Consider the following 26,088-nt stretch of genomic DNA (forward strand, 5'->3'; position numbering starts at 1 on the left):
TTTAAGGACAGCCGATGATAACCGAAGACCAACTGGAACAGCTCTGCCTCGATTGGTTTCAAACCATTGGCTATGACTATGTTAACGGTTATGACATCGCGCCCGATGGTGAGCGCCCGGAACGTGTCGATTATCGGCAAATAGTGCTCGTTGACCGCTTACTCAGCCAGCTACAAAAAATCAATCCGCATATTCCGATCGATGTTTTGGAGCGCGTAACCCAGCAAATCGCCAAGCCGGAATCGCCGGTGTTAATCAAAAGCAACCACGTGTTTCATCGCCTGTTATTAGAGGGAGTGAAGGTTGATTTTAAAATCGGCGGCGAAGAAAAAACCGATTATGTGGCCTTGCTGGATTTTGCCACGGTCAGCAATAACCAGTTTTTGGTGGTGAATCAATACACGCTTGCGGGCAGCAAAGGCCATCGCCGGCCGGATGTAGTGGTGTTTGTGAATGGTTTGCCGTTGGCGGTGCTGGAACTGAAAAACCCGGCGGATGCCAGTGCGGATATTTGGGCGGCCTATCAGCAATTGCAAACCTATAAGGATGAAATCAGCGATTTATTTATCTTTAACGCGGCGCTGGTGGTGAGTGATGGGCTACATGCGCGGGTGGGTTCGCTGACGGCCAATAAAGAGCGGTTTTTGCCGTGGCGCACGCTCGCTAATCAAGACGATAAACCGCTGTTTGAATACCGTTTGGAAACCTTGGTGAAGGGCTTTTTTCAGCCGGAATTATTTTTAGATTATCTGCATTACTTTATTTTGTTTGAGCAGGACGATGGTCAGTTGATTAAAAAGATTGCCGGTTACCATCAGTTTCATGCGGTGCGTGAAGCGGTCAAAGCTACGGTGATTGCCGCGCAACAGATAGATGACCGTTCAGCCGAGCCTCGCGCCGATTATGCCCAGCGCGTCGTACCAGGTTCAGGTAAAGCGGGGGTGGTGTGGCATACCCAAGGTTCGGGCAAGTCGATTTCGATGGTGTGTTATGCCAGCAAATTATTAGCGCAGCCGCAGATGAATAACCCGACCATCGTGGTGGTGACCGATCGAAACGATTTGGACGGCCAGCTGTTTAATACCTTTAGCATGGCGGTGGAAACGCTGAAACAAACGCCGGTGCAGGCGGGTGACCGTGACGATTTGCGCGAGATGTTGGCCGCACGCCAAGCGGGCGGGATTATTTTTACCACCATCCAAAAATTTGCCTTGCTGGCGGATGAAGCCAGTCATCCGGTGTTAAGTACTCGCCACAATATCGTGGTGATCAGCGATGAAGCGCATCGCAGCCAATATGGCGATAAAGCCAAGCTAAATGCCAAAGGCCAATATACCTTTGGTTATTCCAAGCATTTGCGCGATGCCTTGCCCAGCGCCAGCTTTATTGGCTTTACCGGTACGCCGATTGCCGCGCAAGATAAAGACACGCGCGCGGTGTTTGGCGATTATGTGTCGATTTACGATATTCAAGACGCGGTGGATGATGGCGCGACGGTGCCGATTTATTATGAATCGCGCCTGGCAAAGCTGGACATAAACACGGCAGACATCGAGGCTTTGAATGCGGAAGTGGACGAGGTGATTGAAGATGAAGAAGACATCGCCAGCCGCGAAAATACCAAATCCCAATGGGCCGCCTTGGAAAAACTGGTGGGTAGTACGCCACGGGTGGAGCAGGTTGCGAAGGATTTGGCGAGTCATTTCGAAACCCGGATTGCCAGTATGCCGGGCAAAGCCATGATCGTGTGCATGAGCCGGGATATTTGTGTGGAGCTGTATAACGCCATCGTTGCGCTTAAGCCGGAATGGCACGACGCCGACCCCAACAAGGGCGCGATTAAAATTGTCATGACGGGTTCGGCATCGGACCATGCCAAGTTACAGCCGCATATTTACAGTAAAGCCTCTAAAAAGCTGTTTGAAAAACGCTTTAAAGATGCGGGGGATCCGTTGCAATTGGTGATTGTGCGCGATATATGGCTAACCGGTTTTGATGCGCCGTGCTGCCATACCATGTACATCGATAAACCGATGAAAGGCCACAACCTGATGCAAGCGATTGCACGGGTGAATCGGGTGTTTAAAGATAAGCCCGGCGGCTTGGTGGTGGATTATATCGGTATCGCCAGCGAGTTAAAGCAGGCGCTGAAAACCTATACCGATTCCAAAGGCAAAGGGGCACCCACGCTGGATACGCATGAGGCCTATGCGCTGCTACTTGAAAAACTGGATATTGTGCGGGGCATGATGCAGGGCTTTGATTACAGTGCCTTTGCCACCCAGGCCTTGCAGTTATTACCGGGCGCGATGAATCATGTTTTAAGTTTGCAAGGCCGTAATGGTGAGCTAGACGGTAAAAAGCGCTTTTTGGATGTGATGACGGCGTTAAGCCATGCCTACACTTTATGTTCGACGCTGGATGAAGTCGAGCCGCTGAAAAAGGAAATTGCCTTTCTAAGCGCTGTAAAAGCGGCGATAAGCAAATTTACGACGGTGGATAAACGCCGCACCGATGAAGAGAAAAACTCGGCACTGAAGCAGATTATCGATAATGCCATTGTGGCCGATGGCGTGGATGATATTTTTAGCTTGGTGGGTTTGGATAAGCCTAATATTGGCTTGCTGTCGCCAGAGTTTATGGATGATGTGGCGCGGCTGAAAGAGAAAAATTTGGCCGTCGATTTGCTGGAACGTTTGCTGCGCGATGAAGTGAAGGCTCGCATGAAAACCGATGTGGTATCCGAGAAAAAATACTCTGATCGCATTCTGGAGTCTTTACGCAAATATCATAACCGCGCGATAGAAACCGCTCAGGTGATTGAAGAGCTAATTGCCATTGCCAAAGACATGCAGGCGGATTTGGCGCAAGCGGAAAAACTGGGTTTAAATCCGGATGAAATCGCCTTTTATCGGGCCTTGATTCAAAATGAATCGGCCGTGCGTGAGTTGGGTGATAACAATCTACGCGAACTGGCGAAATATATTACCGAGCAATTGCGTAACAGCACCACTGTCGATTGGGCCAAGCGCGATAGCGTGCGGGCCAGATTGCGAAATCTGGTCAGAAGAGCCTTGCGGCGTTGGAAGTATCCACCGGATAAAGCCGATGAAGCGGTTGAGCTGTGTTTAAAACAAGCCGAGGTATTAAGTGAGGCTTGGAGTGTGAGCTAATACGTCACCGAATTTGCTATGACTTAAACCAAGGACGTGCTTTCAAAGGGATTGATCTAAAACACAAGAGCGCCAGCATTTTTCGGTAAAGCTGAAATGGGTCCCATCCGATTTCAGCGCGAAAAATTTGCTGGCAGTTTATGCCTTCGGCGGCCCCGATTCGTCCGCGTCACCTCGTCTCGACCCAACAGGGGGTCGAAACATCGGCTCTCGCATGACTTGACGCCGTGTCGCGATGCCTTGCAGGTTTTCTCCGCTTCGCTGCGAATACCCGCCCGGCGCTACGGCTATCGGGGACTAAAAATCTTCACTTCGCTATCGCTCCGTTTCCAAGATTTTCAGCGAATGAGCTGTTATTGGTCAATCCAAGCGGGATTATTTAATTGTAAAAAGAGGTTTGGAATAGTTTCTGTGCGTTTGTACTAACATAGTGGGGTAATCTAATTCCTTGAGGCACCCATGAGAATTGCAGCCACTGTCGCAACCCGATCTGCTCGATTGGGGCTGCGCGCTACACCAGAGCAAGAAGCTATATTGCGTCGAGCGGCAGAGGTGGCGCACAAGTCTTTAACTGAGTTTATTCTTGACAGCGCCTGTCAAGCAGCTGAACAAACCTTGCTCGACCAACGATTGTTTATGGTATCAGGCAGCCAATATCAGGCTTTTTTGGATTTATTGTATGGCCCAAGCGAAGAAAATGAGGGGTTACGCGACTTGTTTTCCCGAACCACTCCCTGGGATAATTCGTGAGTCACTGTTGCCCTGAGTCCCTTGGGGCATTGCACCATCTGGATTTTTTCGATTGTGGCAAACCAGCGCTTAACGAATGGTTGGTTCGTCATGCCAGGCTAGCGCAGGGCAGTGGTTCAGCTAAAACCTTTGTCGTTACAGACGATACTCAACGAGTCATTGGCTTTTTCAGTTTGACTGTTGGTTAAATCGACACGTTGGATGCCCCGGAACGTATTCGCAAAGGAATGGGACAGTACCCCATTCCAGTCGCAATTCTTGCTCGTTTGGCGGTTTCCAAAGATCATCAAGGGCGCGGTATCGGCATCGGATTGTTGCAGGATGCTATTCGAAGATCGCTGCTGATTGCAGAGCAAGCAGGCATCCGGGCAATCGCACCCGATTGATGATGAGGCCGCCCGTTTTTACAGGCGTTTTGGATTTATTGCCTCTCCCTTACAAGAACAACAGCTCCTGTTACTTCTCAAAGACGCGCGGCGTTGGGCCAGGTAATGTTGCTAATTGGTGTCGTATTGGTTATGACCAAATTTCAGTGCATTGCGTGTAGGTATAGAACCCTGATTAGATTGCGCTATCTTTAAGGCCTCGCTCGCCTAGCTCGGCATGGAGAGTTGGCAACCGGCAGGTCGAGCTTATTAAGTAATCTCTATCTGGTTTGAACATAAATTACCTGCATTCCATTCCCCTCACATAATGGCTCAACCACCCGACAGAATCCGAGCCAAGTGCTTGTGCATCGACATTGAAACCGCCCGTCAGGATAGCTTGCGGCTGCGGGAGATCGGTGCGTATCGGCCGGATACCGATGCCCGTTTGCGCTTATCCGGTAAAGCTGCCGAGCTGACTAAAAAACTGGATCAGATCAGCGAAGGTGCGGCGTTTGTGTTGGGGCATAACGTGATTGCTTTCGATCAGCCGGCTTTGCTGGTGTTGCATCCCGATTTGGCGCTGCATCGCTTGCCGCTGGTTGATACGCTGGAATTGTCGCCGGTGGCCTTTCCGCAAAATCCTTATCATCGCTTGGTGAAGGACTACAAGCTTTGCACCACCACCCGCAACAATCCGGTTCGCGACGCGGAATTGGCTTACGAGCTGTTTCTGGATCAGGCCGAGGCCTTGCGGCAGCGGGTTACGGAGCATCCGGACGAAGCGCTGTGCCTGCATTTTTTATTGGCACCGGAAAATGGCAAGGGTGTGGCGAACTTCTTTGCGACTTTGCGCGCGGCGCTAAGGCCGTCCTTGAGCGATGCGCAAGCGGCCTGGCGGCGCGCCACCGCCGGCAAGGTATGCCGGGCCGGGCAGCAGCAGATCGTCAACGACTATTTGCCGGAGCCGGATTGGCACAAGCCGCTGGCCTACGTGCTGGCCTGGTTGCGAGTTTCGGGCGGCAATTCCGTACTGCCGCCTTGGGTGAGCTTGTCGTTCCCGAAAACCCGAGAACTTATCGCCACCTTGCGCGATGTGCCGTGCGGTGATGCCGAATGTGGCTGGTGTCGGGAGCAGCACGATCTGTCGCAACTGCTGCCGCGCTATTTTCCGGGCATCACGCAGTTCCGGCCGACGCCAACTACCGAGGACGGCCGCTCTTTGCAACAGGTTATCGTCGAATACGGCTTTGCCGGCACGCCGACGCTGGCGATTTTACCGACCGGTGGCGGCAAATCGCTGTGTTACCAATTGCCTGCGCTGGCGCGCTTTTACCGCAACGGCAGTTTGACGGTGATTATCTCGCCGCTGCAATCCTTGATGAAGGATCAGGTCGATAACCTGGAAGCGCGCGGCATCACTTGCGCCGGTTACATCAACAGCTTGCTGAATCCACTGGAACGGCAGGTGATGCTGGATAAGTTGCGGCTGGGCGATTTGGGTTTGATTTTTATCGCGCCGGAGCAATTTAGAAGCAGCGCTTTCGCCAAGGCCTTGCAGCATCGCGAAGTGGGTGCTTGGGTGTTTGACGAAGCGCACTGTTTATCCAAATGGGGCCACGATTTTCGCCCGGACTATTTATATGTGTCTCGCTTTATCAAGGCCCGGCAAAAGGACAAACCGTCGCCGGTGTTTTGTTTTACCGCCACCGCCAAGCCGGACGTGGTAGAGGATATTGTCGAGCATTTTTTTAAGCGCTTAGGCTTTACGCTGGCGTGTTTGACTGGCGGCGTCAGCCGCGAAAACCTGCAGTACGAAGTGCATGCGGTGCCTGCCCAAGCAAAATATCCGGAAGTGTTGCGTTTGTTGGAGCAAAGCTTACACGACGCCGGTGGCGCTATCGTGTTTTGCGCCCGGCAGAAAACCGTGGAGGAAATGGCCGAATTTTTAAAACAGGCCGGCCTGGATTGCGGCTATTTCCACGGCGGCATGCAGCCCGAACAAAAACGCCAGGTGCAGGAAGCCTTCATCGCCGGCGAGTTGCGCGTCATCGCCGCCACCAATGCCTTTGGCATGGGCGTGGATAAGGCCGACGTGCGGCTGGTGATTCATTTGGATACGCCGGGTTCCTTGGAAAATTATCTACAGGAAGCGGGCCGGGCAGGGCGCGACCAAGACCCGGCGCGCTGCGTGTTGCTTTACGACGACGCCGATCTGGATGTGCAGTTTCGCCTGTTGCGTAATTCGCGGCTGACGCAACACGATATTTACGCGATTTTAAAAGCTTTACGCAGCATCGAGCGCAAAGACCGCAGCGAAGGTTCGGTGGTGGTCACCAGCGGCGAAATCCTCCTGGAAATTCCGGACAAGCACGGCATCGATCCCGACGCCGCCGATGCCGACACCAAGGTCCGCATCGCGGTGGCCTGGCTGGAAGAAGCGCGTTTGCTGGAGCGCCAGGAAAATCACACCCGGGTATTTCCGGGCAGCTTGCAGGTGGCCAGTATCGATGAAGCCAGAGTGTTGCTGCAGAAAAAACTGGGGCCGAATGCCGATATTGAGCCTTATATCGCGCTGTTGTCGCAATTGTTTTATAGCGAAGACGACGAAGGTATTAGCACCGACGACTTGATGCTGGCGACCGGCCGCAACTCTCACGACGTGCAGAGCATGTTGCGGGATTTGGACCGCTTTAAACTGGTATCCAACGATACCGAAATCGGGGTGACGCTGTACCGAGACCCCGATACCGCCGACAGGCTGGAAGACTTGCGTAAGTTGGAAGATGGCTTGATTGCCAGTCTGCGCGAGGCCGCGCCGGATGCGGATCGCGAGCAATGGCAGATTTTGAATGTGCGGCGGCTGTGCGATACCTTGCGCCGCGACGCCGGCGTGGCATTGACGCCGGACAAATTGACCCGCTTGATGAAATCGTTTGCCGAAGCCTTTGGCGATGGCAGCGGTCTGCGCGGCTTTTTCGCGTTGCGTCCGGCCGGTCAGGATAATCGCTATTTGAAATTGCTGCGCAGCTGGCAGGACATCGACACCATCCGCCACAAGCGTATGCGGCTGGCCCAGGCGTTGCTGAACTACTTTCTGGCGCGGCGGCAGGGCAATAATCTGCTGGTCACCTGTAAGCAAGGTGATTTGGAAGCAGCCTTGCAAGCCGATCTGACCTTGCAGGATCTGGAGGTGCGCGACTGGAATGTGGCCTTGGCGGCGGCGTTGATTTATCTGGACAGCAACGAAGTATTGCATCTGGCGCGCGGTAAGGCGGTGTTCCGCGCGGCGATGAGCATTCAGCTGAATGCCGAAGCCCGGCGCCGGCAGTTTAAAAAATCCGATTACGCCGAGCTGGCTTTGCATTACAAGGACAAGATCATCCAGGTGCATGTAATGGCGGAATACGCCCGTTTGGCGCTGGGTAAGATTCAGGCGGCGATGGCGTTTATCGTCGATTACTTTGGCATGGACAGGCATGAATTTGTGCGCCGCTATTTCGCCGGTCGCCAGGATATTTTGGAAATGGCGACCACCGAAGCCGCACATCGACGTATCCTCACCGACCTGCAAAACCCCGAACAACAAGCCATCGTCGCCGCGCCGCTGGAAGGCAGTCAACTGGTGCTGGCCGGTCCCGGCTCCGGCAAAACCAAGGTGATTGTGCATCGGGTGGCCTGGTTGCTGCGCGAATGCATGGTGTTGCCGGAAGACATTATGGTGTTGAGTTATAACCGCTCGGCGGCCGTCGAAATCCGCAAGCGTTTATGGGCATTAATCGGTGCCGATGCCGCCGGGGTGACCGTACAAACTCTGCACAGTCTGGCGATGCGCCTCACCGGTACTAGCTATGCGGTAGCCGCCGAGCATGGCGAACAAGTCGACTTTAAGGCGGTGTTTAAGTCCGCCACGGCATTATTGCAGCAAGCGGAGCAGGGCGATGAGTTGGGGCCGGGCATCCAGCGCGACCGCTTGCTATCCGGTTTGCGCTATTTGCTGGTGGATGAATATCAGGACATCAACGCCGAGCATTACGAATTGATCAGCGCGCTGGCCGGCAGAGCCATCAACAGCGAGGACGATAAATTGTCCTTGCTGGCGGTGGGCGACGATGACCAAAATATTTACGCGTTCAACCAAGCCAATGTGCGCTTCATCAAGCAATTTGCGACTGACTATCAAGCCAAAACTTACTATCTGATTGAAAACTATCGCTCCACCGCGCAGATCATTCATTGCGCAAATCGGGTGATTGCGCCGACGCGAGAGCGGATGAAAACGCAGCATGCTATCCAAATCAACTACGCGCGCCGAGAGACAGCGGAGGGCGGCGAGTTTGCCGAGCTGGATAGTTTGACGCAAGGCCGGGTACATATCCTGGAAACGCCGGGATCACTCCATGGTGAAGTGGAAGTGGCGCTGGCCGAGCTGATGCGGCTGAATAGCTTGGCAAGTTCGGGCCAAACCAGCCATTGGGGCCGGTTTGCAGTGATCGCCAGGCATTGGGAAACATTAGAGCCACTAGGTGAATTGTGTCGCTTGCAAGGCATTCCGATGCGCTTGCTGCGCGATAATGCTTTGCTGAATTTGCATGGCACACGGGAAGGCTATGGTCTGCTGGCTTTGTTGAACAAGCCACAGGCTAAGTCTGGTAAGTCCAGAGTATTGCTGCGCTACGGGGCCTTGTCGCACTGGTTTCAGCGTCGCTACCGGCAATCAGTGGATGAGCTGATCGAACATCCTTATCGCGCCATGCTGGCGCAATTTATCATCGCTGCCGAGACTGTCACCCCAGGCTGTCAGCATGTGGTTAGCAACCTTGTCGAAGCGCTTTACGAATTCGGTTCCGGCAGCCAGTCCGGGGTAAACGATAGTCGGCACGCCCCGTTGCTGTTATTGACAGCGCATCGTGCCAAGGGCTTGGAGTTTGATCATGTGTTGATTCTGGACGGCGGCGGCTGGCAGCAAAGCAGCGACGAAGAGCGGCGACTGTTTTACGTGGCTATGACCCGCGCCCGCAAAACCCTGACTATTTGCGCCAAACAGGGTGGGCGGCATGCTTTTATTCGAGACTGCGAGGCGCTTTGCGTTAAAACCCAGCCGCAATTTAGTCGCGAATTGCCAGCGTTGGGTCAACGTACTTGGGTGGCCGATTTGGAGCAAGTTGCGCTGTCATGGCCGGGATATTTCGCGCCGGATAAGCCTATTCATCGGACGATTGCGGCATTGGAGGTTGGCAGCGAGTTGACATTGCGAGCCAGAAACGATGGGCAAAGCGGTTGGGAGTTGGCGGATTTAAACGGTATGACAGTCACGCGGATGGCCAAAGCCTTTACTCCACCAACAGGAAAATTAGTGGCGGTGCGGGTTGCCGCCATTTCGGTAAGGCACAAAACCGCCGGCAATACCGAAAATCTGCGTTGCGAGCGTTGGGAATTGGTATTGCCGGAAATTTTGTATGTGCCGAGTTCAATCGCCGGAAATACCTAAGTTTTTCTTAGCTGATCCCGTCGTTACCGCGTAGGCGGGAGCCCAGAAAAGTCAAAATTCCGAATCCCCGCCTGCGCGGGGATGAAGATTAATTCAGCGATGCTCCGGGAGGCGCCGGCCTTAGTTTTTCAGCTTGACAATTAACATCTTGTTCACTTCACCCGGATTGGCCTTGCCTTGGGTTTCTTTCATGATTTGCCCGACTAAGGCCATCAACGCCTTGTCTTTGCCCGCCCGATATTGCTCGACCGGCGCCGGGTTGGCGGCGATCACTTTGTCGACGATGGCTTCGATGGCGCCCATGTCGGTGATTTGCACCAAGCCTTCTTTTTCGATGATTTCATCGGCGCTGTCCTTGCCGTTCCAGAGTTTGTCGAATACCTGTTTGGCGGTTTTACCGGAAATAGTGTTGTCGGCGATGCGTTTGATTAGGCCGGCCAAGCGTTCGGCGCTGACCGGGCAATCGCCGATTTCCAATCCGGCTTTGTTCAATGCGCCCAACACGTCACCGGTCAGCCAGTTGCTGGCTAATTTGGTTTCGTCGCCGGAGGCTTTGACAACAGTTTCATAAAAGTCGGCCAGTTCGCGCGATGAGGTCAAGGTGGTAGCGCTTTCGTTATCCAGGGTGTATTGCTCGATGAAGCGCTGTTTTTTGGCGTCCGGCAATTCCGGCAGCGTGGCGCGAATTTCGTCCTTCAAACTTTCTTCGATCAATACCGGCAACAGGTCGGGATCGGGGAAGTAGCGGTAGTCGTTGGCTTCTTCCTTGCTGCGCATCGAGCGGGTTTCGTCTTTGTTGGCGTCGTACAAACGGGTTTCCTGGACGATTTTGCCGCCGCCTTCGATCACATCAATTTGCCGCTCAATTTCATGATTGATGGCTTTTTCGACGAATTTGAATGAGTTGATGTTCTTGATTTCGGCGCGGGTGCCAAATTCTTTTTGGCCTTTCGGGCGCACCGAGACGTTGGCGTCGCAGCGGAACGAGCCTTCCTGCATATTACCGTCGCAGATTTCCAGGTAGCGCACCAGTTCGTGCAGTTTGCGCATGTAGGCCACGGCTTCCTTGGCGGAGCGCATGTCCGGTTCGGAGACGATTTCCAGCAGCGGCGTGCCGGCGCGATTCAAGTCGATGCCGGTCAGGCCGTGAAAGTCTTCGTGCAAGGATTTGCCGGCGTCCTCTTCCAAATGAGCGCGGGTGATGCCGATGCGTTTTTCGACGCCGTCGACTTCGATGTCCAAATGGCCGTTGCCGACGATGGGCAGTTCGAACTGGCTGATCTGGTAGCCTTTCGGTAAGTCGGGGTAAAAGTAGTTTTTACGGGCGAATACCGAGTGCGGCGCAATCTCGGCGTCGATTGCCAGCCCGAAAGTCACGGCCTTGCGCACTGCGTCTTTATTCAAAACCGGCAATACGCCCGGCAAGCCCAAATCAACCGCGCAGGCCTGGGTGTTGGGCTCCGCGCCGTAAGCGGTAGCCGCGCCGGAGAAGATTTTTGATTTTGTCGAGAGTTGGGTGTGGATTTCCAGGCCGATAACGGCTTCCCATTGTGAGTTCATTCTTGGTTTCCTTTAAATCTATTCGGCAAAAACGTCGTTCAGGTCGATTTGCAAGTCGGGGAATAAATGCGGAGCGGCGATTTCGTTGCCCGGATACAAACCGCGCAATTGGTATTTGCCCAGCTCGTCCAACACAAATTGCTGGAGGATTTGTTCGTAAGGGAACACCAGCCAATATTCGCCGACACCACTTTCTTCGTATAAATCGTATTTCAGGCGAACTTCCTTGCGGCTATTACCCGGCGACAAGACTTCGATAATCCAGTCTGGTGCACCGTCGCAGCCTTGTTCGGTCAGTTTGTCCTTGTCGCAAATAACGCATAGGTCGGGTTGGACGACGCTGAAGGCTTCGCCATTTTTGAGTAGCGATTTGCGACGGTCGTAAAGTTTGACGTCGAATGGGGCAATAAAGATTTCGCAGCTTTTATGCAAGAAGTAGTTGTCAATTGGGCGCAGTAACTTAAGAGCAATCCTTTGATGCTTGACATTTGGCGCCGGCGACATCGCCATGATCTTACCCTTGATCAACTCGACACTTTCTTCCAGCTGCCAGGTCAGATAATCGGCATAGCTGTAAATGCCGTTGGGGTCCAGTTGCGATAATTGGGTGATAGGCGCCATGTTGCCTCCGGTGTTATGCGAAGCCTTTCGGTACTTGCAAATGCCAGTCGGTGACTTGCTGGTAGCGATGACCGACATTCAGCAGTTTGGCTTCGCTGAAATAGTTGCCTATCACATGCAGGCCCACCGGTTTACCGTCTATAAAGCCAGCTGGAATCGACATGGCCGGCAGGCCGGCCAGGTTGATGGCTATTGTGTAGATGTCTTCCAGATACATCTGGATCGGATCGCTGGTTTTTTCGCCGATGCGGAACGCGGTGCTGGGTGTGACGGGGCCCATCAGCACGTCGACTTCCGACAACGCGCGTTTAAAATCCTCACTTATCAGGCGGCGCACTTGTTGAGCTTTAAGATAATAAGCGTCGTAATAACCGGCCGATAGCGCATAAGCACCCATCAGGATGCGGCGTTTGACTTCCGCGCCGAAGGCTTCGCCGCGCGAGCGGGTGTAAAGGTCGGTCAAGTCTGCCGGATTTTGGCAGCGGTAACCGAAACGCACACCGTCGTAACGCGACAGGTTGGATGAGCATTCTGCCGAGGCAATTACATAATAGGCAGGGATCGCCAATTCGAGATTGGGCATGTCCACTTCTATGACTTCCGCGCCCAGTTTTTGATATTCGGCAATAGCGGCCTGAATGGTGGCAGCCATTTGGCTGTCCAGCGCGGTATTAAAAAACTGTTTCGGCAGACCGATTTTCAGACCTTGTAAGCTATCGTTCAGGCTGGCGCTGTAGTCCTGTAGGGCTTGATCGACGCTGGTGGAGTCTTTAGGGTCGAAACCGGCCATGGTTTGCAGCAACAAAGCTGCATCTTCGGCGCTACGGGTCATTGGCCCGCCTTGGTCCAAACTGGAGGCGTAAGCGATCATGCCGTAACGCGATACTCGGCCGTAAGTCGGTTTCAAACCGGTGATGCCGCACAGCGCCGCCGGTTGACGAATCGAACCACCGGTATCGGTGCCTGTCACGGCAGGCGCAAGGCGCGCCGCTACGGCTGCTGCCGAGCCGCCGGAAGAGCCGCCGGGTACGCAATCGGTGGCCCAAGGGTTGCGCACAGGGCCGTAGAAACTGTTTTCGTTGGACGAGCCCATCGCAAACTCATCCATGTTCAACTTACCCAGCATGACGGCGCCGGCTCGGTTGAAGTTGTTGACCACTGTGGCGTCGTAAGGGGCGATGAAGTTATCCAGCATTTTTGAACCGCAGCTGGTTTTTGTGCCTAGCGTGCAGAAAATGTCTTTTTGGGCGATGGGGATGCCGGTCAGGGGTTCGGCATTGCCGGTCGCGAGTATTTGATCGGCAGCCTGCGCTTGTTGCAAGGCGCTTTGTTCGCTAACGGTAATGAAGGCGTTCAGGTCTTGATGTTGGCGGATTCGGCTCAAAAAAGCTTGAGTTAGCTCGACGCTGGAAAATTCTTTACTGCGCAGCCCTGCTGCCAGTTCGCTAAGGGTAAGGTTGTGCATAATCGTCCTTAATCGATGACTTTGGGAACCAGGTATAGTCCGGCTTCGGTTTGCGGGGCGATGGATTGGAAAGGGTCGCGTTGGTCGGCCTCGGTCACCGTGTCTTCGCGTAGGCGTTGCATCTGGTCCAGCGGATGGGCCATCGGGGTGACGCCGTCGGTGTTTAACCGGCCCATCTGCGTCATTAACTCCAGTACGCCGGATAGGTCTTTTGCATAGTGTTCGACATCTTGTTCAGCAATGCCCAGCCTTGCCAGATGAGCGATTTTTTTAACGTCATTCGCTGTTAACGACATTCTTCTAACTCCAGGTTTTCTTAGTAAAACTATGATACTTTATATCTTGCTCAAATACCTGCTTGATTGTTAAAGTAGCGGGATTTTCCGTGTGCGCTTAGGGTACTGCATAAAATGTTTAAAAGAATTCGTGGCCTCTTTTCCAATGATTTGTCTATCGATTTGGGTACGGCAAATACGCTGATCTATGTTCCAGGCCAGGGAATTGTCCTCAACGAACCTTCCGTAGTGGCTATCAAAGAAGATAAGATTCGTGGTCAAAAAACCATCGCCGCCATCGGCGCCGATGCCAAAATGATGCTGGGTCGTACGCCAGGCAATATCACTGCGATCCGACCTCTAAAAGACGGCGTGATTGCCGACTTTGCCGTCACCGAGCGCATGCTGCGATTTTTTATCAAAAAAGTGCATGAAAATAAATTGCTGCGGCCGAGTCCGCGCATTCTGATCTGCGTACCTTGCGGCTCGACCCAAGTCGAACGTCGCGCTATTCGCGAATCGGCGGCCATGGCTGGCGCTAGGGAAGTTTATTTGATCGAAGAGCCGATGTCGGCTGCGGTCGGCGCGGGTTTGCCGGTGGATACTGCGCATGGTTCGATGGTGCTGGATATTGGTGGCGGTACTTCGGAAGTAGCCGTCATTTCTCTGAACGGTATTGTTTATTCCGCATCGGTCCGTATCGGCGGCGACCGCTTCGATGACGCGATCATCAGCTATGTGCGCCGCAATTACGGCACATTGATTGGCGAAGCGACAGCCGAAAAAATCAAACACCAAATCGGCGCAGCCTATCCCGGTAGCGAAGTACGGGAAATGCAAGTAACCGGCCGTAATCTGGCTGAGGGCGTGCCGCGCAGCTTTACGCTGAACAGCAACGAAATTCTGGAAGCCTTGCAAGAGCCGTTATCCGGTATCGTCAGCGCGGTAAAAGTTGCGCTGGAGCAAACTCCACCGGAACTGGGGGCAGATGTGGCCAGTCGCGGTATTGTCTTGACTGGCGGCGGCGCGTTGTTGAAAGATATTGACCGTTTGATTTCCGAGGAAACCGGCTTGCCGGTGTATATCGCCGACGATCCGTTGACTTGTGTGGCCCGAGGCGGCGGTATGGTGTTGGAAATGTTGGACTCTAAAGGTGCTTCAGCGTTCTCCTTGGAATAAGCACGGAATAGAAAAAGTCTCTGAAAGGCTGCTTTAACCGTGCAAAGTGGTTAAAGCAGCCTTTTCTACGAAATTTATGCCGCTCGGCACCTGAACTGCCATCGAGCGGAGCTTGATTGTTCTTGCTATCGCGTCGATGGGTGCCGGTCTTGCTTGTCGCGTCTTGATTGTTAGAGGTTTGCCATAAAACTCTTATTTGCCAAAGGCCCTTCGCTTAACACCCGTTTACTGGTGGCATTACTGGTATCAATTTCCATGTTAGTGATCGATTATCGCAGTGAACGCCTGGATCGGGTGCGCTCCGTGTTGTCGGTGATCACCTATCCCTTACAAGCTCTGGCCAGTCTACCTGTCGATTTTTACCAGACGGTGTCCGGTACGATCATTTCATTTGTCGAATTGCAAAAAGAAAACAAGCGTCTAAAAGAAGTTCAGTTCATCAACGATACCAAATTGTTGAAATTTGCGGCCTTGGAAAAAGAAAATACCCGTCTGCGGATGTTGCTGGAGAATTCGTTTCAACTCGGCGAGCAGGTGTTGGTGGCCGAGCTGGTTTCGGTAAAGCTCGCGCCTTATGAACATACTGTGGTGGTCAACAAAGGCTCGCGTTTTGGCGTACATCCGGAACAACCGGTATTGGATGCCAATGGCATCGTCGGACAGGTGGTGCGGGCGCTGCCGTACAGCTCGGAAGTGATGCTGATTACCGATCCTGATCATGCCATACCGGTACAGGTCAACCGCAACGGTTTGCGCACCATTGCGTTTGGCACCGGCCAACCCAATCGCCTGCATTTGCCGTTTCTGGCCAACAATGCCGACATCGTGCCGGGCGATCTATTAGTTACTTCCGGGCTTGGAGGGGTGTTTCCGGCCGGTTACCCGGTGGCGGTGGTCGATAAGTTTGAAGCCCGGCCGGATAAATCCTTCGCCAATATTTATGCCACGCCCAAAGCCGAACTGGATAAAAGCCATGAGTTTTTAATCGTCTGGAGTCACTCCACCCCGGTAGTGTTGGGCGAGCCGGGCAAAGCGCCAGTCATGCCGGAATCCAAGGAAGCCGAGAATGTTGCGCCTTGATTTTGTCGCCACCGTGTACTTTTTCGTCACCGTGGCGGTGGCGATGGTGTTGCGGGTGATGTCGCTGTTTCCCAGCATGGAGCTGTTCAATCCCGACTGGATCGTACTGGTGTTGATTTATTGGTCAATTGCCTTGCCCGAGCGTTTTGGTGTGTTCAGCGCCTGGGGGATAGGCTTGTTGACCGATGTACTAACCGGCCGATTACTAGGTCAGTACGCCTTGATCTATGCATTGATTTGCTATTTCAGCATTAACGAACACCGGCGTTTGCGGCAATTTCCGATGGTGCAGCAATGCGTGTTTGTATTTTTGTGTTTGCTGGGAGCGCAGAGCATTATTTTCGGCACGGAAAGCATGCAAGCCGGTAATCGCTTGTCGCTATCGTTCTGGTATCCGGTGTTGTCCGGGACTTTGGTATGGCCGCTAGTGTTTGTGGTACTGCGCTATATCCGGGTGATGGCGCGCATCGTTTAACGAGGTATGGATAGAAAATTTGCCATCAAGGATCCGCTAGCGGAAAGCCGCTTATTCTTAAGCCGCATCGTCGCGGCGTTTATCTTGATCCTGTTTTTGATCGCTGGCCTGGTGCTGCGTTTGGTGTATTTGCAGGTGGTCGGTCACGAGCATTATGCGACGCTATCCAAGGATAATCGCATCAAGATTTCACCCTTGCCACCCACACGAGGGGTGATTTACGACCGCAAGGGTCGGATGCTGGCGGAAAACGTCCCAACCTATAGCTTGGAACTGATTCCGGAACAGATCGAAAATCTCGACGACACGCTAGGCAGACTGCAAAAGTTGCTGGACATTTCCGAAGAAAAAATCGATCTGTTTCAAAAACAGCGTAAACGCAATAAATCTTTCACCAGCACGCCCTTGCTGCAAAATCTCAGCGACGAAGATGTGGCTAAATTTGCGGTGGTCAGGCCGTATTTTCCCGGCGTGGATGTCTACGCGCGCTTGGTGCGGCATTATCCCTATGACGATCTGGCTGCGCATGTAGTCGGCTATGTCGGTCGAATCAACGAGCAGGAGATGAAGACCCTGCCTTTGGCCAAATATCGCGGTACCAACCACATCGGTAAAACCGGTATCGAAAAAACCTACGAAGAGCATCTGTTAGGTACCGCCGGTTACGAAGAGATAGAAACCAACGCTCAGGCCAGGGCGGTCAATACCGTGGCGACGGTTGAGCCGGTATCCGGTTCTAACATCTATCTAACCTTAGATATCGATTTGCAGAAGATCGCCTACGATGCCTTATCGGAATACAACGGTGCGGCCGTCGCCATTGAAATTAAGACCGGCGGCGTACTGGTGTTCGCCAGTCGACCCGGTTTCGACCCCAATCCGTTTGTTTCGGGTATTTCCGGGAAGGAATACAAAGCCTTGCAGGATTCGCCGGATCAGCCCTTATATAATCGGGCCCTGCGCGGCCAGTATCCACCCGGCTCGACGGTCAAGCCGTTTCTGGCTTTGGCTGGCCTGGAGTACGGCGTCACCGAATTCAATCACCGATTGTTCTGCCCCGGCTATTACAAATTGCCGAATGTCGATCATAAGTATAGAGACTGGAAAAAGGGCGGGCATGGCATGGTCGACATGAATGATGCGATTACCCAATCCTGTGACGTCTATTTCTACGATCTGGCGCTGGCACTAGGTATCGATAAAATGCATGCATTTATGGATAAATTCAGTTTCGGTCGGAAAACCGGGATTGATTTGGTCGGCGAAGTTGACGGTTTGATGCCGTCCAAGGATTGGAAAAAACATTACCGTAGTCAGGCCTGGTTTCCGGGCGAAACGCTGATTACCGGAATCGGCCAGGGTTACACGCAAGCCACGCCGCTGCAATTGGCGCACGCTACCGCTACGCTGGCCAACTATGGCAAGGTGATCACCCCGCATTTGGTGCACAGCATTATCAGCGCCGATTATGCCGACTTGATCGGCGGTAAGGCCGACGCCCTGATTCCGCTAAAAGCGCAAAATGTCGAGAACATCATCAAAGCCATGACCAACGTAGTGCATGGTTCCAGGGGGACCGCCGGCCGCTTGGCCAAAGCCATTACCTATCAAATTGCCGGTAAAACCGGTACCGCTCAGGTTTTTACCATCAAGCAGGAAGAGAAATACAACGAAGACGCCATTGATTTTAAAATGCGCGATCATGCCTTGTTCATCGCCTTTGCTCCAGTTCACGACCCGCAAATTGCGGTGGCGATTATCGCCGAACACGGTGGGCATGGTGGTTCGGTGGCGGCACCTATCGCCGGCGAAATTATCGATGCCTATTTGAACCAGAAAAAGGACGCTCAGCCATGAGAACCGAAATGCGCAATGAACAATTCCAGCCGCCGTCGCTGCTAGGTAATTTGCTCAGAAAGTTGCATATCGATATTCCGCTTTTTATCGGCCTGTTGTTGATTTGCGCGGCCAGTTTCGTGATTTTGTATAGTGCCGGCGGGCAAGAGGTGCCGTTATTGATTCGGCATGCCACCCGTATGGGGTTTGCCATTTTATTGATGATAGTGTTGGCGCATATCAACCCGCGCCGCTTCCAAAGTTTTTCGGTGGCGCTGTTCTCGGTGTGCGTGCTGTTGTTGCTGGCGGTGGCGGTGATGGGGCAGATCAGTATGGGCGCGCAGCGCTGGCTGGATTTGGGCTTCTTTCGCTTTCAGCCATCCGAATTCACTAAAATTAGCGCACCGATGATGGTGGCCTGGTACTTGTCTGAACATGCCTTGCCGCCTAAGCCAAAGCATGTTTTGGGCGCGGCGATTCTCTTGATTTTGCCGGTATTGCTGATTGCAAAACAGCCCGATTTGGGTACCTCGCTATTGGTTGCCAGTTCCGGCGCGGCGGTGCTGTTTTTTGCCGGGCTGTCCTGGTGGTTCATGCTGGGGATAGTGGCGTTGTTGGCATCGTTGACGCCGGTGTTGTGGCATTTTATGCGCGAATATCAGCGCAATCGTGTATTGACATTTATGAATCCGGAGGCCGATCCGATGGGCGCCGGCTACCACATTATTCAGTCCAAGATCGCCATTGGTTCCGGCGGTATTAATGGTAAGGGCTGGCTGGGCAGTAGTCAGGCGGAATTGGACTTCTTGCCGGAAAGCTCCACGGACTTTATCTTTGCGGTGTTTGCCGAGGAGTTTGGTTTGTTCGGTTGCGTTGGACTGCTGGTTTTATATTTGCTGGTTATCAGCCGATGTTTTTACATCGCCGTGCAAGCCCAGGATACCTACTCGCGCCTGTTGGCCGGCAGTTTGGCGTTTACTTTTTTTGTGTATGTATTCGTGAATATTGGCATGGTGATCGGCGTGTTGCCGGTGGTCGGCGTGCCGCTACCGTTGATCAGTTACGGCGGCACGTCGATGGTGACGCTGATGGCCGGCTTCGGTATTCTGATGTCCATCCATACTCACCGTAAATTACTACCCGTCTAATTAGCTTATGAAAATGAACAAGAAACTATCCGCTTGGCTATTAGCCGCTGCGTTATCCGGTACTGGTTCTGCGTCTGCGGAAGTGGCGGAAACCGACAGCTTTAAACAATTTATCCACAACATGGTCAAGCAGCAGCATTTCAACGAAGCTGAATTGCGCAATCTGTTCAAAGCCGTGCAAATCCAGCAGCCGATTCTGGACGCGATGTCCAAACCGGCGGAAGGCAAACCCTGGTTTCAGTATCGGGAGATATTCATGACTGAGGCGCGTATCGCTGGCGGCGTGCAGTTTTGGAAAGACAACGAAGCCGCGCTGAAAGCCGTGGAAAGCCAATACGGCGTGCCGGCGGAAATCATCATCGCCATCATCGGCGTGGAAACCAAATACGGCGCGCATACCGGCAAATACCGGGTGATCGATGCGCTGGCGACCTTGGGGTTTGCCTATCCGCCGCGCAGCGAATTTTTCCTGAAAGAGTTGGAGCAATTCCTGGTGTTAGTCCGCGAAGAACATATGGACCCGCTGCAGCCTATGGGTTCTTACGCCGGCGCCATGGGTTTGCCGCAATTCATGCCCAGCAGTTTTCGCGGCTACGCCAAGGATTTTGATCAGGACGGCAAACGGAATATCTGGACCAATAGCGCCGATGCAATTGCCAGCGTGGCCAATTATTTCGTGCGCAACCAGTGGCGACCCGGCGGGGCCGTGGCTTACCCGGTCAGTGCCCGCGGCGATGCCTATCGGCAAGCATTGAGCAAGGGCGTCAAACCGGATGTTGGCGCCGGCGAATTGCGCCGTTTAGGGGTGGATGTCCCAACGCAATTGGCCGCCAGCGAAACTGTCAAACTACTGGCCTACCAGCAACAGGTGGGGGAGGATTTATGGGTTGGCCTGCATAATTTCTACGTGATCACCCGCTACAACCACAGCCCACTCTACGCGATGGCGGTGTATCAACTCAGCCAAGCAATTGTCGTCCGCAAGACTTCATAAGCATGACGGCCATTGTTGGACTATCCTTGTCCGACACTGGCAAAACCAAACCTGCTAGTGCTTATACCTGACTTCGCAGGGCCGATGCTGTCGGCCCTGTTTCACTTAGCAGCCGGCCTATGCAATTTGACTCGTTTTTATTTCTGATTTTTTGGCTAGTCGTTTTAGCTATTGATGAATACCGTAGTCCCCGTCAATTCGCCTGGGAAGTGTTCGCTGGATAAGGATTAGCAATCACTTGGAATTCTAGGGATTACCCGGATTAAAATCCAAGGCATTGTTCTAAATTGAAATAGCCTAATTCCCGAGGCATGGCCGACAGACTAGGGCAGTCACGCGTATTTATTCTTGGGCATTCGTCGCGTGCTTATTGTTGCCGGGTTTTCCTGGTGGCAATACAAAAGAGCGATTAATCTTGTTAAGCGGCACAGACAAGATTAAGTCCGGATAACCAGCTTAGACGCGAGCACTGTAACGATGAGGCAAGTTGATGGAAGACGATAAAACCGTTTTCATGGGGGTAAGTCCGTTTAATGCAGCGGAAATAGATGCTGATCGCACCGTATTGGCCCGGCCGGAGACGCTTCAGGTCGATTTGTTGGATATTAGCGGCCAAGTCATCGCTCATTTTTCGTTTGAAAACAGTTTCAGCGTCGGCCGGGCACAAGAGAACGCGGTTGTCGTCAACGATCAATCTATTAGCCGCCATCATCTGGAGATTAAGCGGGAGCCTGATGGCTGGTGGGTCGTGGACTTAAATAGCACGCATGGCGTGTATCGGGATAAACAGCGGCTGGCGGCTAAAACCAAATTACACTTGCCGGTTTTGTTGGGCTTGGGCGTTTCGCCGTTTGAACTCAAAATCGCCTCTGCGAACCCAAACCCAGCGCAGTCTAAGCCAGCAGACGATGCCACCTTATATGCCGCCGCGCCAACGCCGGTTGTTAATCAGCCGCAAGTGGCGCCACAGCCTAAGGTTCAGCAGAACTTATCGGCAGATGCCATCAAAAACCGCCTGTTGTCCGAGGAAGAATCGGCGGATATGGGCGACTACACGCGCATGGTGCGCCGCGTGATCCGCGAGGATAGGACGGTCAGAACCAAAAACTACAAAAAATTGATTTGGTCGCTAGGCCTATTGTTTGTGATCTCCGCCGGCTTGGTGACTTATCAATATCTGGCGTTGGACAACGCCCGCAAACTGGCGATCAATATGTTTTACGACGTAAAAACCTTGGAAGTCAGTTTGTCGCAAGCCGATATGCGCTTGGCGGAGAATGTCGAGTCCCTGGCAAAAGCCTTTGAAGAAGTAAAAGACGAAAAACTAAAAGTTTCTCAGGAGCGCATCAAAGCCGAACAGGCAAAAATTCTGGAAGAGAAAAAACGCCTGGCGGAAGAACGGCAAAAGCTGAAATTGATGAAAGCCAAGTACCAGGAGTATCTAAAAGAAATCGATTTTCTGCGCCTAAGCTTTCCGACCGACGAACAATACGAACGCGAGTTAATCACCCGCGTGGTGAGAGGTTTTGGGGAAAGCGAGTTGGAGTTGCCGGACGAGTTTGTCACGCAGGTGCGGCAGTACATCAAAAACTGGCAAGATACAGGCAGGTTGCGCTTGGCTGTTAAAAACATGCAAGACAACCAATATGGCCCAATGGTGTTGGATGCGTTGGATAAGGAAGGCCTGCCGGCTTATTTTATGTATTTGCCACTACAAGAAAGCAATTACGACACCAAAGCGATAGGGCCGGAGACGCGTTTTGGCATTGCCAAGGGTGCCTGGCAATTCTTAGCCACCACCGGCCAGGAATACGGCCTGCCACCGGGTCCGCTGGCCAATGTCAGAGAATACGACGAGCAAGATGCGCGTTTTGATTTTGCGCAGGCCACCCAGGCCGGCGCCAAATATCTGAAATACATCTACAGCAAGCAAGCTCAAGCGTCGGGCTTGTTGGTAATGGCTAGCTATAACTATGGCCACAATAAAGTGCGCGGTATGGTGGAAAAAATGCCCGACAACCCGCGCGACCGCAACTTCTGGAAATTCATCCAAGAATACGAAATTCCGGTGGAAACCTACGATTACGTGTTTTACATCGTCTCGGCAGCGGTGATAGGCGAAGACCCCAAGCATTTTGGTTTTGATTTTAGCCCGCCGCTTTTGCAGGTGTCTCCAGTCGTTAATTGAGTTTTTGGGATTATTAGGTGGCTATCGGCCAGAACCGGATGATCAGTTTGCAATGAGCATTAGAAGTTAAGCATTGATCTCCCAATGAATAAACATAGCCCGCGTAGGGCGCATTGGCGCTAGCGTAATGCGCCGAATGATTTAAGGCCAACATGCGGCGCAATACGGCTACGCCTATTGACGCCCTACGATTTCTGCTTCTTTCGCCTTACGGCTTTGCCAATTACCGAGATTAAAACATGGGTTGGGATCTTTTAAATTTGTTTATCGCTCCGGGGACCTTGCGCTTGATCGTTTGGGCGGTGGCGATAGGCGCTGTCGCTACTTTTCTGGTCGTGCTGTGGTTTAGCATTTCCGCCGCCCGGCGCAATATCGATAATTCTAAACTCAGATATCTAGCCATGGGTTTGGTGTTGGCGATATTTCTGATGCCTGTGGCTTACAAGCTCCATCAAAACCACCTGAAACAACAAGCACTGGATGCCAAGCTCGCCACCATGACCAAGGCCCTGGACCGCTATCACGAGTTGTGCAAGGGCGCGGGCGAAAAAATTTATCGCACCGTCGACGATGTCGACGGGGTGTTTTTGATGAAGCTGGAGTTCGATGAAAACACCGGCATCAGCCAGTACAGCAACGATGCCAAGAGTCCTTATGAAAGTCTCGGGGATTTCGACAAAAGCGGGCTTTATAAAAACGACCATGCTGTTGGTTATATGAGCTTTGACGGTTATATCGAAGGATTCTTGCGCGACGGGTCCGTTGACCACGGACATTGGCTTGAAGATTCGAAAACGTTTAAACGGCGACCAGCGTTTCAATACGTTGAGGCCATCGATCCCTTGGACGGGAAACGTTACCGCTACACCGGCAGTTGGCAAAAAACCGACAGAACCAACCGAAAAAAATGGCGCAAAATGGATTATGTCCCCCGTGAATTATTGGAGTCCGTTAATTTTAATGCCGGAGGACCGATTGAGTTCGTATTAACTCGCGAACCGGCCGGCAATCCGCCGCCGCGCTACGGCGTGACCTACGATGACCTGGAAACCCCGGAAGAACGCAAGATGTGGATAGCCGGCAGCGCCTTGAAAGTAGTCGATCTGCAAACGGGCGAGTTGCTGGGACAGCGCATCGGTTATTTACATGACCGAGGTGGCGGCAGTGCGGCTGGCGGCCGGCAGCCGTGGTCATTTGCTAAAACCGAAGTGGGCTGGTCATGTCCTCCACAGAGAGTGGTAGGCCATTCCAAGCGTGATTTCATAATGGATGTATTACATACCAGTCAAGGAGTTAAACCATGAACAAATCTACGATCTCAACTTATTTGAGATATATGCAACTGCAAGTCGTTGCAGAGGCATTCTTAACCAATATGTCTGGAACTCTTTATTTGCCAGGTTCCGACGAATTTAATCAAGCATTGATAGATGGCAATAAACACACCAGCAAACTCACCACCCCCGAAATCAAGGACTTTCAAGCCAACTGGAAAGTCGTCGCCCAACAAGCCAACACCGACACCGGCTTTAGCGGTACGCTGTTCAAAACCCCAGGCGATAATCCCGAATACGTCATCTCCTTCCGCAGCACCGAATTCGTCGAAGACAACATTCGGGACAGGGCCGTAGGGCGGATAAGCAAAGCGTCATCCGCCGATAATGCGTCAATTATCCGGTTCGCCCACTTCGAATGATGCCAAATCTAACCCTGCCCAATTTAATGGATAAATATCCATCTTGACCAAGCGGTGAAAACTTGAATACGGCTAATCTTTAACCGCTGTCGCCCAACCATGCTTGACCGGATTATGATGAATATAATCCATATGTGCCGCATAGTCGGCATCACCGATAATGGTATGCTCCCAAAAACGACGTTGCCATATGCCACGCTCGTGGCGCTTTATTCTGGTTGCTGAACGATATGCGGTTTTAGGGATTGTTTTCGAGAAGGCTTTTTTTATAGCCTGCCATCGGTTGGAATATAGATCGTCACCGGCCGGTAATGTCCAAATCGCATGCATATGATCAGGCAAAACCACCCAGGCATCGATATACCCATAGGGCACAAGTAAAATGGCTGCTTTTCCCGAACCGTTCGCACAGCTTCCCGCAACGCTGCAATATGTTCGATCAACAGCGTCGATTTGCGTTCGAGCAGGTTAACGGTGAAAAAATAGGTGCCGCCGGGAATGCGATTGCGTCGATAGTTTGGCATGAAAAGAGTTTAACCGATTGGGCGGATGACGCTACGCTTATCCGCCCTACAGCCACCTTGAAATTGTGAACAAACTGCCGGGATCAACAGGCTACTGTAAGGGCTAAATTAGTCGTTCACCAGAAATCGGGGGCTGTCCGCAACGGGTCGATCTGAGACCGCCAGTGTGCCGTTCTATCGAAACGATGGTTCAAATTCATGTGCCTGAACAAGATTGTCTGGTCTAGCCACGGATTAACTTTGGTGACGTATGGGGGGATTTCCGCCCAGGATACGGGCCGTGCAGTACTAAATTCTACCGCCCGGCCAAAATGATCAATTTGTTCAACAGTTACTTGAAGCGAAAAATCTGTCTCGATATAAAACTATATGCACCGTGGCGCTTTGAGCTATTGCAGCGAGTAGTCGAAACCAATGGGGTAGGCCCCCACTGGTTTTTGCTAACCAATTATTTATCCTTTTGCTCAGTAACAGGTGCCGCGGTTTCACTAGGCGTTTTGGTATCAGCAGGCGTTGGTGTCTCGGCAGCTTTCTTTGCGGCTCGCTCCGCAGCCTTTTTTGCCAGCGCCGCCTTTTGATCCGCGGCTTGTCTCGCGGCTACCGACCCGGTTTCCGCTGCGGCCAGCACGATTGTTGAGTCTGCTTGAGTTAATGTTGGAGTTAAGAGCGACGATAGTACGAAAAGACATACCATCCCTCTCATTTTCTTAAATTTGATCTGCAACATAATCGTTCCTTTAGTTAAATAGTTATTTCACATTAGTACAACTCGGGAGCCCCGAGAATCAATAGGGTCAGACTCAATTGATCTTGCGCTACTCTAACCCCGACCTTACTGTCATTTACCTCCTTCTTATAAATTGGATTATCTTATAGTCCACATTACAACGCCTGTCAGCTACCCGGCCTGGTTAATCAGCGGCGGCATTAGGCTTCAAATCCTATCGCGAATGAGGAGAAACCCGACTCGTCCCCATAAATCAAAGACAGACCGGACGGATCGGGCATCGCGATTTGACGGGCAGAATAGGCGTCCAACAGCGGCGTGATGTGCCGTACCGAACCCGGTGTGGTGTAAACCAGAAAGGCCGTGCCATCGTCGGACCAGCCGCCGAACATCGACATGCCTGCGGGGCCGTTTCTGGCTATGTAAGCTGCTCGGAATGCGCCCATCAAGACGTGAGCTTCGCCGGACTCGTACTCCTGGCGCGAGAGCGTGATGCGGTGCCAACTCATGGTTTTTGCCATTTCATTCCTTCCGACGTTAA

Annotated in this window: 18 protein-coding genes and 1 pseudogene; 12 read left to right on the forward strand and 7 right to left on the reverse strand. The window is 52.5% G+C overall.

Going from position 1 to position 26,088, the window contains the following annotated elements:
- Positions 1 to 14: 14 nt before the first annotated feature.
- From EBA_RS02890 to EBA_RS02905, 3 genes are all read left to right on the forward strand, one after another.
- Positions 15 to 3,173, forward strand: coding sequence for a type I restriction endonuclease subunit R (locus EBA_RS02890; protein WP_192373091.1), 3,159 nt, complete (start codon positions 15 to 17; stop codon positions 3,171 to 3,173).
- Between the two features lie 459 nt (positions 3,174 to 3,632).
- Complete coding sequence (locus EBA_RS02895; protein WP_192373093.1) at positions 3,633 to 3,923, forward strand: type II toxin-antitoxin system TacA family antitoxin; 291 nt, start codon at positions 3,633 to 3,635, stop codon at positions 3,921 to 3,923.
- A 693-nt stretch (positions 3,924 to 4,616) separates the two neighbouring features.
- Positions 4,617 to 9,779 (forward strand): RecQ family ATP-dependent DNA helicase, encoded by a 5,163-nt coding sequence (locus EBA_RS02905; RefSeq protein ID WP_192373095.1) that lies wholly within the window; start codon positions 4,617 to 4,619, stop codon positions 9,777 to 9,779.
- A 120-nt stretch (positions 9,780 to 9,899) separates the two neighbouring features.
- Here the strand turns inward: EBA_RS02905 and gatB are convergent, their stop codons facing one another.
- From gatB to gatC, 4 genes are read right to left on the reverse strand one after another with little or no spacing between them, the layout of a single operon-like run.
- Positions 9,900 to 11,339 (reverse strand): Asp-tRNA(Asn)/Glu-tRNA(Gln) amidotransferase subunit GatB, encoded by a 1,440-nt coding sequence (gene gatB / locus EBA_RS02910; RefSeq protein WP_192373097.1) that lies wholly within the window; start codon positions 11,337 to 11,339, stop codon positions 9,900 to 9,902.
- An 18-nt stretch (positions 11,340 to 11,357) separates the two neighbouring features.
- Positions 11,358 to 11,960 carry a Uma2 family endonuclease gene (locus EBA_RS02915; protein ID WP_192373099.1) on the reverse strand — a complete coding sequence of 201 codons (603 nt, stop codon included), beginning with the start codon at positions 11,958 to 11,960 and terminating at the stop codon, positions 11,358 to 11,360.
- A 13-nt stretch (positions 11,961 to 11,973) separates the two neighbouring features.
- On the reverse strand, positions 11,974 to 13,425 hold the full coding sequence (gatA, locus tag EBA_RS02920) for an Asp-tRNA(Asn)/Glu-tRNA(Gln) amidotransferase subunit GatA (protein WP_192373101.1): 1,452 nt from the start codon (positions 13,423 to 13,425) through the stop codon (positions 11,974 to 11,976).
- A gap of 8 nt (positions 13,426 to 13,433) precedes the next feature.
- Positions 13,434 to 13,721, reverse strand: a complete 288-nt coding sequence (gene gatC, locus EBA_RS02925; protein WP_192373103.1) for an Asp-tRNA(Asn)/Glu-tRNA(Gln) amidotransferase subunit GatC — start codon at positions 13,719 to 13,721, stop codon at positions 13,434 to 13,436.
- Between the two features lie 114 nt (positions 13,722 to 13,835).
- Here gatC and EBA_RS02930 point away from each other — a divergent pair, with 114 nt between their 5' ends.
- From EBA_RS02930 to EBA_RS02970, 9 genes are all read left to right on the forward strand, one after another.
- Entirely contained in the window at positions 13,836 to 14,879 is a 1,044-nt protein-coding gene (locus EBA_RS02930; RefSeq protein WP_192373105.1) for a rod shape-determining protein, read from the forward strand.
- A 183-nt stretch (positions 14,880 to 15,062) separates the two neighbouring features.
- Positions 15,063 to 15,959, forward strand: coding sequence for a rod shape-determining protein MreC (gene mreC, locus EBA_RS02935; protein WP_192377148.1), 897 nt, complete (start codon positions 15,063 to 15,065; stop codon positions 15,957 to 15,959).
- Entirely contained in the window at positions 15,946 to 16,434 is a 489-nt protein-coding gene (gene mreD, locus EBA_RS02940; protein WP_192373107.1) for a rod shape-determining protein MreD, read from the forward strand. Before mreC ends, mreD begins: the two co-directional genes overlap by 14 nt.
- A gap of 6 nt (positions 16,435 to 16,440) precedes the next feature.
- Positions 16,441 to 18,291, forward strand: coding sequence for a penicillin-binding protein 2 (gene mrdA, locus EBA_RS02945; protein WP_192373109.1), 1,851 nt, complete (start codon positions 16,441 to 16,443; stop codon positions 18,289 to 18,291).
- Positions 18,288 to 19,418 carry a rod shape-determining protein RodA gene (gene rodA / locus EBA_RS02950; protein ID WP_192373112.1) on the forward strand — a complete coding sequence of 377 codons (1,131 nt, stop codon included), beginning with the start codon at positions 18,288 to 18,290 and terminating at the stop codon, positions 19,416 to 19,418. The genes mrdA and rodA overlap by 4 nt, the downstream gene beginning before the upstream one ends.
- 13 nt (positions 19,419 to 19,431) lie before the next feature.
- Entirely contained in the window at positions 19,432 to 20,412 is a 981-nt protein-coding gene (gene mltB, locus EBA_RS02955) for a lytic murein transglycosylase B (protein WP_225615873.1), read from the forward strand.
- Between the two features lie 490 nt (positions 20,413 to 20,902).
- The gene (locus EBA_RS02960) at positions 20,903 to 22,600 is read left to right on the forward strand and encodes an FHA domain-containing protein (protein WP_192373116.1); all 1,698 of its coding nucleotides are present in this window, start codon (positions 20,903 to 20,905) and stop codon (positions 22,598 to 22,600) included.
- A 239-nt stretch (positions 22,601 to 22,839) separates the two neighbouring features.
- The gene (locus EBA_RS02965; RefSeq protein WP_192373118.1) at positions 22,840 to 23,904 is read left to right on the forward strand and encodes a LapA family protein; all 1,065 of its coding nucleotides are present in this window, start codon (positions 22,840 to 22,842) and stop codon (positions 23,902 to 23,904) included.
- Positions 23,901 to 24,296 (forward strand): hypothetical protein, encoded by a 396-nt coding sequence (locus tag EBA_RS02970; protein ID WP_192373120.1) that lies wholly within the window; start codon positions 23,901 to 23,903, stop codon positions 24,294 to 24,296. Before EBA_RS02965 ends, EBA_RS02970 begins: the two co-directional genes overlap by 4 nt.
- On the opposite strand, the pseudogene EBA_RS24850 reads toward EBA_RS02970, so the two are convergent.
- The 3 genes and pseudogenes from EBA_RS24850 to EBA_RS02985 form a co-directional block, all read right to left on the reverse strand.
- Positions 24,267 to 24,820, reverse strand: a pseudogene (locus EBA_RS24850) (REP-associated tyrosine transposase). The gene EBA_RS02970 and the pseudogene EBA_RS24850 sit on opposite strands and share 30 nt — an antisense overlap.
- Before the next feature lie 448 nt (positions 24,821 to 25,268).
- Complete coding sequence (locus EBA_RS02980) at positions 25,269 to 25,547, reverse strand: hypothetical protein (RefSeq protein ID WP_192373122.1); 279 nt, start codon at positions 25,545 to 25,547, stop codon at positions 25,269 to 25,271.
- A gap of 200 nt (positions 25,548 to 25,747) precedes the next feature.
- Positions 25,748 to 26,056: a hypothetical protein gene (locus tag EBA_RS02985; protein ID WP_192373124.1), complete on the reverse strand. Its 309-nt coding sequence runs from the start codon at positions 26,054 to 26,056 to the stop codon at positions 25,748 to 25,750.
- Positions 26,057 to 26,088: the final 32 nt, after the last annotated feature.

Source organism: Methylomonas albis (genome assembly GCF_014850955.1).
In the GTDB taxonomy this organism is placed as follows: domain Bacteria; phylum Pseudomonadota; class Gammaproteobacteria; order Methylococcales; family Methylomonadaceae; genus Methylomonas; species Methylomonas albis.